Consider the following 7444-nt stretch of genomic DNA (forward strand, 5'->3'; position numbering starts at 1 on the left):
ATTTTAAACTTTAGCGGATTTGAAATTTTAGGCATAGTTTTACTACGTAAAATTTTATCGCAGTAAAATTTCGCCGAGCAAATTTAGTAAAGCACGCAAAAACAGACCCAAGACGCGCAGAAAGAAATCCGAAACAAAAGCTGGTCCGAGCAAACAGTGCCCGAAAAATCAAGCTAGTGCGGACTGGGCTCGAGCCGAGCCAGGCGCCGGGATACAACCTGTCTTAAATCCAAAATTTATCAAAATTGTTAAACGGCTGTATTTGAAATTTTTCGCGCTGTATATATTGCTCGCGCTAAGCGTGTTTGTCCTGCCCGAAAATATAGGTGATAATGCTGCTTGTGCGGGCTTTGTAAGCCTTATGAAGCAGTTTTTAAAATGTCGCTGCAGCCAGGGATCGTCTTGCACGCGGGGCTTGTGGAGTTCTACGTCGCTGCGATGCGGACGGCTAGCATCTTAATTTTTGCGCAAGCTGCTTCCTATGCTTAAAGAATGGCGCTAATTAAATTCCGCGCAATTTTGAGCGGCGAAATTTAGCGAGTTGAAATTTAGAAATTCTGTCGTTTCCAAGCCGCGGAAATTTGAGCCTAAATTTAGAACTTGCAAAATTTTGAAATTTTACGACGTGAAATTGTGGAACGAGATTTTGGAATTTTGAAATTCTATGCCGCAGGGTTTTAGAATTTCGGAATTCTACGAGCTGTAAATTTAGGCTAAATTTTTAAAATTTGTAGCGATAGAATTTTAAAATTTTACGCCCCGTGGCTTGACAGTGCTTCCGCTTCTTGATAAATCAATTGTTTAAATTTAATCGGTGCGGTTGGTTGCTGCCGTAAAATTCTATACGCAGCAGCGGTTTTTTAAACGACAGCGCGCCAAAGTGGTGATGATTCTCACGCAAAATATGCCGCGCGGGCCGCAAGCACTGCATGGCGGGGCAAGCGAGCATTTACGCGATCGTGCGGGCTAGTTTATCTCGCAGGTTTAAAATTTCATCGCGTTTTAGCACGAAGCTGTTTTTGTTGGCGATGAGGTGCGCGGAGCTTTGCATTATGGTTTCTGCGGGCTGCAGGCCGTTTTGCTTCATCGTAGTGCCGGTCTCGACGACATCGACGATGGCGTCGGCAAGCCCTATGAGAGGGGCTAGCTCGATCGAGCCGTAGAGCTTGATGATATTTACGGCGACGGCCTTGGAGGCGAAGTACTCGCGAGTGATGTTAGGCATTTTCGTAGCGATTTTTAGGCTTGGAGCGCCGTAGTTTAGCCGGGTGCCCGCATGCACGCCCACGCAGACGCGGCATTTTCCGATTTTAAGATCGAGTAGCGTAAGTACGTCGGGGCGGTGCTCCTCAAGCACGTCAAGCCCCACTACGCCGATATCCGCCGCACCGCCCATAACGTAAGTAGGGATATCTTGGTTGCGGACGTAGAGGAATTTAAAATCGCCCTCTTGCATTATGAGTTTGCGATCCTCAAAGGCGAAATCAAGCCCGAAGATGGTTTTAAAAATTTTAAGCGTGTCGTCGGCTATGCGGCCTTTCGGTAGCGCTATGGTTATCATGCTAGCCCCTTTTTTGCGATCAGGCTTACCATCGATTTAAAGATCAGATCCTTTTCGTAGATCGAGTTGCGAAAATACCGCATCAGATAGGCTCCGTCGCCGCCCGTGAAGTAAATTTTATTATTGCCCGCGATGTTTTCGATAGTAAGCACGATAGGCTTTAAAATCCCGTAGTTTACGGCGTTTACGGTCTTTTGCGGCAGCGGGTCCAGATCGATATTGGTTGAAAGCGTAACATCCAGCACGGGCGCGATGCTCGCGAAAGATTTTAAAAGCGTGCCGATACCGGGCATTATGAATCCGCCTAGGTGTGAGCCTCTAAACATCAAATCCACGGTGATCGCGCTGCCCGCATCGACGACGATGCCCGTCGCTACCGCGGAGCACGCCGCTATGCGGTCGATCCCGAGCCCGCGGTAGGCGGTTTTTAGTTCAAAGTGCGGCGCCAGATCGACAAACAGAGGGTTTTTCAGCTTTTTTTTCACGCTATCATTGACACTAATGAAAAAAATTCGCTCCTTCGGCTCGTACCGCATAAACTCCGCTACGGGCATACTTTGCGTTACGCCGCCTTTATAAAATTTAACCCTGGAATTTCCTACGTCACACAAAAGCATAGAGGCTAAATCCGTTTTCTTTTAAAAATTTCGCGCTTTTAGAGCACATCTGCGAGTTGTAAAACAGCACGCGCTTTTTTACGACCTTGCCTAGGCTTGCGCTAATGCCGCTTGCGAGCGAGAGCAGAAATTCCGCGTCGCGCATTACAAAGCGAGATTTTGCGTCGCGCATAAACAAAAGGACGTTGTAGCTTTTTAGATCCACGCCGAAATACGCGCCGTATGAGCGCGAGCGCGTGAAGCTAGCGATATCTAGCGTTTGGAATTTTTGAAGCAAGAGCCCTTCGCGAACGCAAAGTTTTGAAATTTTATCTAGCATCAAAATTTAAAATTTTATCGTCGTAGTAAAACGAGCTACCTGCGATAAAGGACTTATCCTCGAACTCGCCATTTAGCTCGTAGATCGCTTGTCCCTCTAAATTTTCATTTACACGGATGACGTAGCCGTTGCGCTCGATGATATACAGATAGCCGCCGCTAAGCAGTGCGCCGCTAAACTGTGCAAAGGTGAATTTGCGCGATTTGATTAAATTTAGCCCGCGATCGAGTAGCTCGACTCTGCCGTCTTTTAAGAAAAGATAAATTCTATCGCCGCTAAAAATCACGTCTTTGATGTCTACGTTATGATTTTTATTGCCCGCAGGACTTACCAGCATTAGCCTAGTGGCGGTCACAGCATAAAGGTTATCGCCCTTGTTTTCTAAGGCGATAATGTTGTTAAAAAACGGCTGGTTGCTCACGACGAAATCGCGTGCCGAGCGCCCGCCTACGTTTTCTGCGATGCTGACTAGTCCGTCTAACGCAGGATAAGCGATAAGCTGGTTGATAAATATTGGTGACGCTACGCGCGAATCGATTGCGAATGCATCGCCGACTTTATGATCGAGTACCACTGCGCCCGAGCTTAGCTTGATAAGCATGATCGAATCATCGCTCATCACTAAAGCCAAATCATCGCCGCGTATATTTGCACTGAGCGCTTGTCTGCCTAGGGCTTTTTCAAATTTTACGGCGCCTGCGCCACTAACTACTTTAAGCGTGCCATTGATGTCAGTTACGACGAAATTTCCGTCATATTCGCCTAAAAATTTCTCACTTTTTAGGACTTTGAAATTTTTTACCAACCCGTTTTTAGAGATGACTTCGCCGTCTTTTAGCGTCGCGCCATCTTTACTAACCGCTACGATTTCCGATGGCAGTGAGCCGTTAAATTTCATATCGCCTGTGATGTTTTCGTCGCTAGGTTCGAAATACTGGCGCTTCGTCGAGCAGCCCAAAAATAAAAACGATAGTAAAAGCGTAAATATCAGCGTTTTTTTCATTATTTATTGCCTCCATAGTGTTTCAAAGCAAGTGCGATTTGACGAACTGGCGAGTTGAGTGGAATTTTATCTAGCTCTGCGTGAGCTTGCTCGATTTTGCCCTCTTTTAGTAGGTCGTAGCCTTTGAGCAAAGAATCGTAATCGGCGAGTAGCACTCCGCCTTGTTTGCCGTTTTGTAGATTTATTATCTCTTTTAGCACAACATCGATGCCTTGGGTATTTTCTAGCGCCGCTCGCTCGTCTGCAGAGCCGTTTTGCAAAATATAAAGAGCGTATAGATTTATATCTTTTTGCTTAAGCTCGGCTAGCTTAGCGTCATCGCGCTTGTTAAGCAGCTCGTCATAGATCGCATTAGCACTTGCTATGCGGCGATCGCTTAGAAATTCATTTGCGTAATATCCGATAAATGCCACGATCAAAACCGCAGCCAAAAATATCAGCGGCTTTTTGTATTTTTTTACGAAAATTTCACTTTTTATGACGCTTTCTAGAAACTGCTCTTCTGTGCCAATCTCTTTTTTCACGCCTTCGATATCGTCTTTTAAAGCCAAAATTTAGTCCTTTATTTGAGAAAATCGGCGTAATTGTAGCATAAAAAATTTTAAATACCGCCTAAGATAAAGAATTTTTATGATATAATGTCGCATTTATCAGAAAAAGGAAAGTTATGATAATAGACGATGCCTTGCTAAGCAAGCTGGAAAGGCTATCTGCTCTTAAAATTCCAGATGCTAAGCGAGAAGAATTTAAAGGGCAATTAAATAATATCGTAGATTTTGTAGAAATTCTAAATGAGCTGGATTTACAAAGCGGCGAGGCGGCTATCACTACGCTGAAAGGCGGTACTCCGTTTCGCAAAGATATCCCACGCAAAAGCGACGTCGCAAAAAGCGTCTTAAGGCATGCTCCACAGTCCGAAGGCGGCTACTTCGTAGTACCGAAAATCATAGATTGAAAGGAATTTTATGGAAGAAGTTCAAAGAAATTTAGTAGATATCGAAACCCTACTAAAAACCGTCGTTTTTAACAAAGCGAGCGACCTTCACTTAGTTTCGCGCTCGGCGCCTCAAATACGTATCGACGGAACATTGCGCCCGCTTGCCATGGATCCGCTTAAGGGCACGGATATCGAGTATATCTGCTACGCGCTCATTACCGATGCTCAAAAAAGTGCACTCGAGGAAAATAAAGAGCTTGACTTTGCGATCGAGCTTCCTAATATCGGACGCTTCCGTGGTAACTACTACTACACTATGAACGGCGATTTGGCTGCCGCATTTCGTATTATTCCTATCGATATTCCTAGCCTGGACGATTTAAAAGCCCCTACGATTTTTAAAGAGGTAGTCAAGCACGAAAAAGGCATGATTTTGGTTACCGGACCTACCGGTAGTGGTAAATCAACTACTCTTGCCGCGATGCTAAACGAGATCAACGAAAAAGAGCGCAAGCACATCATTACCGTTGAAGATCCGGTCGAGTTCGTCCATACCAATAAAAAAGCGCTTTTCTCTCACAGAAATATTGGCACCGATACCCATTCCTACGCTAATGCGTTAAAATTTGCCTTGCGTGAGGACCCGGACATTATCCTCGTGGGCGAGATGCGTGATAGAGAGACTATCTCGATCGCCATTACCGCTGCAGAGACCGGTCACTTGGTATTTGGTACGCTACACACCAACTCCGCGATGCAGACGATCAACCGTATTATCGATAGCTTTGATGGCGGCGAGCAGCTCCAAGTGCGAAATATGCTCTCCGTATCACTTACCGCGGTCATTTCGCAATCACTTTTGCCAAAGCTTGGCGGCGGACGTATCGCGATCCATGAAATTTTGCTAAATAACAACGCCGTAGCGAATCTAATCCGCGAAAACAAGGTGCATCAGATTTACTCTCAAATGCAGCTAAATCAGCAATCTACCGGTATGATAACTCAAACTCAAGCGATGGTTAAAGCGATCCGTGCAAATCAAATTTCAAAAGACACGGCGTTTAGGTACTCGACTAACCTGCAAGAGCTAATAGGCGTGGTGGGTGCTTGATGGAGGGTATTAATTGGTTCGACGTCGGCTGTTTAGTACTCGTAGTGCTCTTTGGACTGCGCGGTATCACTAATGGCATCGTTAAAGAAATTTTTGGAATTTTGGGTCTCATCGGCGGTCTTTTTGCCGCGATGCGTTATAAAACTATGGCAGGCGAGTGGATTGCAGCAAAAATTCCAGCTTTACAGAATGCAAACGGCGTGCTTTCGGGCGACACGACGCAGGTTCTCATTGGCTTTATCGCTGTGCTTTTTGGCGTATGGATCTCGTGTCTGATTATAGGCGAAATCATTTCAAAATTCTTTAAATGGAGCGGACTCGGATTTGTCGATAAGATCGGCGGTTTCGTGTTTAGCGTAAGTAAAATTTTCTTGATTTTTGCAGTTATCGTTACGCTTGCAAGCGGTCCTATGTCGATGAACGAACAGACCAAAAGGTATTTTGAAAGCAGCAAAACTGCGCCGATTTTTTTAAAAATAGGAAATTGGATTTTAAATCTCAAAGACGATCTGAAGATCAAACAAAGCTTGGATTCTATCGGTTCTAAGATGGATGATAAGCTCTTAAAAGATCAAAATTCTACCGCCCGTATGAACTCGGATCAAAATCAAAGCACTGAACCTAGCGATTTTAACGCCAGTTCAGAAGTAAATTCTACAGAAAGGACAAAATTATGAATGCAAAAATCGAAAATTTAGAGTTTGACGCTCTAATCGTTGAGTTTAAAAAGGCGCTTGCCGCTAGCGGTCTAAAATATACCAAGCAGCGCGAGGTTTTACTCCGCACGCTTTATAACAATAACAAACACTTCACGCCTGAGGCGCTTCACAACGAGATCAAAGCGAAATTTCCGGAGCTAAACGTAGGCATAGCGACGGTGTATCGCACCTTAAATTTGCTTGAGGATTCAGGTATGGCGACATCGATCTCATTTGGCGCGCAGGGTAAGAAATTTGAGCTTGCGAACAAGCCTCACCACGACCATCTCATCTGCAAAAGCTGCAACAAGATCATAGAATTTCAAGATGCTACTATCGAACGCAAGCAGCTTGCCGTCGCCAAAGAGCACGGATTTACGCTTACTGGACACATGATGCAGCTGTATGGAATTTGCCCTGAATGCGCGGTAAAAAGGAAGTAGATTGTTTGATAGCCAGTTAGAAATCCAAAGGATAGACAAGGCGTCGGAACTTCGGAATTTAGGGGCTAATCCCTATCCACACTTTCTAAAAAAAGATATGAGCATAGCCGAGTTTAAAGAGAAATTCGGCTACATAAAAGATACCGAGGATAAAAAAGCGAGCGAGGAGGTAAGCCTCGCCGGGCGGCTAAAGCTAAAGCGCGTCGCGGGCAAATCCACCTTTGCAAACATAGAGGATCAAAGCGGCAATATTCAAATTTATTACTCGCGCGACAGCATCGGCGAGGAGGATTACGCTAAATTTAAGAAAAATCTCGAAGTGGGCGATATAATTTTGGTGCGCGGATACGCTTTCGTCACCCAAACGGGCGAGTTTTCGATCCATGCCAGCAAAATAACGCTCGCATCCAAAGCGATCTGCCCGCTTCCGGAGAAATTTCACGGCCTTGTCGATATCGAGATGCGCTACCGCCAAAGATACCTCGATATGATAATGAACCCAGAGATCCGCGAGGATTTTATTAAGCGCTCGATTATCGTTAGCGAGATCCGCAGCTTTTTTGAAAAGCACGGATTTTTAGAGGTCGAAACGCCGATGATGCACCCTATCGCGGGCGGCGCGAACGCTAAGCCTTTCATCACGCACCACAACGCCCTAGACGTCGATCGCTACCTGCGTATCGCGCCGGAGCTCTATCTAAAGCGCCTCGTCGTAGGCGGCATGGAGGCGGTCTTTGAGATCAACCGAAACTTCC

10 protein-coding genes are annotated in these 7444 nt (G+C 45.5%); 5 read left to right on the forward strand and 5 right to left on the reverse strand.

The window, feature by feature from the left end; all coding sequences use genetic code 11:
* Nucleotides 1-949: 949 nt before the first annotated feature.
* From hisG to Q0614_RS04740, 5 genes are read right to left on the reverse strand one after another with little or no spacing between them, the layout of a single operon-like run.
* Nucleotides 950-1561, reverse strand: coding sequence for an ATP phosphoribosyltransferase (gene hisG / locus Q0614_RS04720; protein WP_298786895.1), 612 nt, complete (start codon nt 1559-1561; stop codon nt 950-952).
* The gene (locus Q0614_RS04725; protein ID WP_298786897.1) at nt 1558-2178 is read right to left on the reverse strand and encodes a type III pantothenate kinase; all 621 of its coding nucleotides are present in this window, start codon (nt 2176-2178) and stop codon (nt 1558-1560) included. The genes hisG and Q0614_RS04725 overlap by 4 nt, the downstream gene beginning before the upstream one ends.
* Nucleotides 2165-2500, reverse strand: coding sequence for a hypothetical protein (locus Q0614_RS04730; protein WP_298786899.1), 336 nt, complete (start codon nt 2498-2500; stop codon nt 2165-2167). The genes Q0614_RS04725 and Q0614_RS04730 overlap by 14 nt, the downstream gene beginning before the upstream one ends.
* Nucleotides 2487-3500 carry an L-seryl-tRNA selenium transferase gene (locus Q0614_RS04735; RefSeq protein WP_298786901.1) on the reverse strand — a complete coding sequence of 338 codons (1014 nt, stop codon included), beginning with the start codon at nt 3498-3500 and terminating at the stop codon, nt 2487-2489. The genes Q0614_RS04730 and Q0614_RS04735 overlap by 14 nt, the downstream gene beginning before the upstream one ends.
* On the reverse strand, nt 3500-4051 hold the full coding sequence (locus tag Q0614_RS04740; protein WP_298786902.1) for a hypothetical protein: 552 nt from the start codon (nt 4049-4051) through the stop codon (nt 3500-3502). Before Q0614_RS04740 ends, Q0614_RS04735 begins: the two co-directional genes overlap by 1 nt.
* Before the next feature lie 116 nt (nt 4052-4167).
* On the opposite strand from Q0614_RS04740, the gene gatC reads away from it, so the two are divergent.
* The 5 genes from gatC to Q0614_RS04765 all read left to right on the forward strand — a co-directional run.
* A complete protein-coding gene (gene gatC / locus Q0614_RS04745; RefSeq protein WP_298786904.1) occupies nt 4168-4455 on the forward strand; it encodes an Asp-tRNA(Asn)/Glu-tRNA(Gln) amidotransferase subunit GatC in 288 nt (95 codons plus the stop codon).
* Between the two features lie 10 nt (nt 4456-4465).
* Nucleotides 4466-5548 (forward strand): type IV pilus twitching motility protein PilT, encoded by a 1083-nt coding sequence (locus Q0614_RS04750; protein ID WP_005871218.1) that lies wholly within the window; start codon nt 4466-4468, stop codon nt 5546-5548.
* The gene (locus Q0614_RS04755; RefSeq protein ID WP_298786905.1) at nt 5548-6225 is read left to right on the forward strand and encodes a CvpA family protein; all 678 of its coding nucleotides are present in this window, start codon (nt 5548-5550) and stop codon (nt 6223-6225) included. Before Q0614_RS04750 ends, Q0614_RS04755 begins: the two co-directional genes overlap by 1 nt.
* Nucleotides 6222-6689 (forward strand): Fur family transcriptional regulator, encoded by a 468-nt coding sequence (locus Q0614_RS04760; RefSeq protein ID WP_291939986.1) that lies wholly within the window; start codon nt 6222-6224, stop codon nt 6687-6689. Before Q0614_RS04755 ends, Q0614_RS04760 begins: the two co-directional genes overlap by 4 nt.
* Nucleotide 6690: 1 nt before the next feature.
* Nucleotides 6691-7444 (forward strand): amino acid--tRNA ligase-related protein (locus tag Q0614_RS04765; RefSeq protein WP_298786906.1); only part of this gene is annotated, 754 nt, incomplete at its 3' end.

The sequence above is a fragment of the uncultured Campylobacter sp. genome, from assembly GCF_937997595.1.
GTDB lineage: Bacteria > Campylobacterota > Campylobacteria > Campylobacterales > Campylobacteraceae > Campylobacter_B.

What these genes read in the sequence shown, in the direction of transcription:
- hisG (WP_298786895.1), bottom strand. Translation starts at nt 1,561, where the DNA reads ATGATAACCATAGCGCTACCGAAAGGCCGCATAGCCGACGACACGCTT.
- Q0614_RS04750 (WP_005871218.1), top strand. Translation starts at nt 4,466, where the DNA reads ATGGAAGAAGTTCAAAGAAATTTAGTAGATATCGAAACCCTACTAAAA.
- gatC (WP_298786904.1), top strand. Translation starts at nt 4,168, where the DNA reads ATGATAATAGACGATGCCTTGCTAAGCAAGCTGGAAAGGCTATCTGCT.
- Q0614_RS04755 (WP_298786905.1), top strand. Translation starts at nt 5,548, where the DNA reads ATGGAGGGTATTAATTGGTTCGACGTCGGCTGTTTAGTACTCGTAGTG.
- Q0614_RS04725 (WP_298786897.1), bottom strand. Translation starts at nt 2,178, where the DNA reads ATGCTTTTGTGTGACGTAGGAAATTCCAGGGTTAAATTTTATAAAGGC.
- Q0614_RS04735 (WP_298786901.1), bottom strand. Translation starts at nt 3,500, where the DNA reads ATGAAAAAAACGCTGATATTTACGCTTTTACTATCGTTTTTATTTTTG.
- Q0614_RS04760 (WP_291939986.1), top strand. Translation starts at nt 6,222, where the DNA reads ATGAATGCAAAAATCGAAAATTTAGAGTTTGACGCTCTAATCGTTGAG.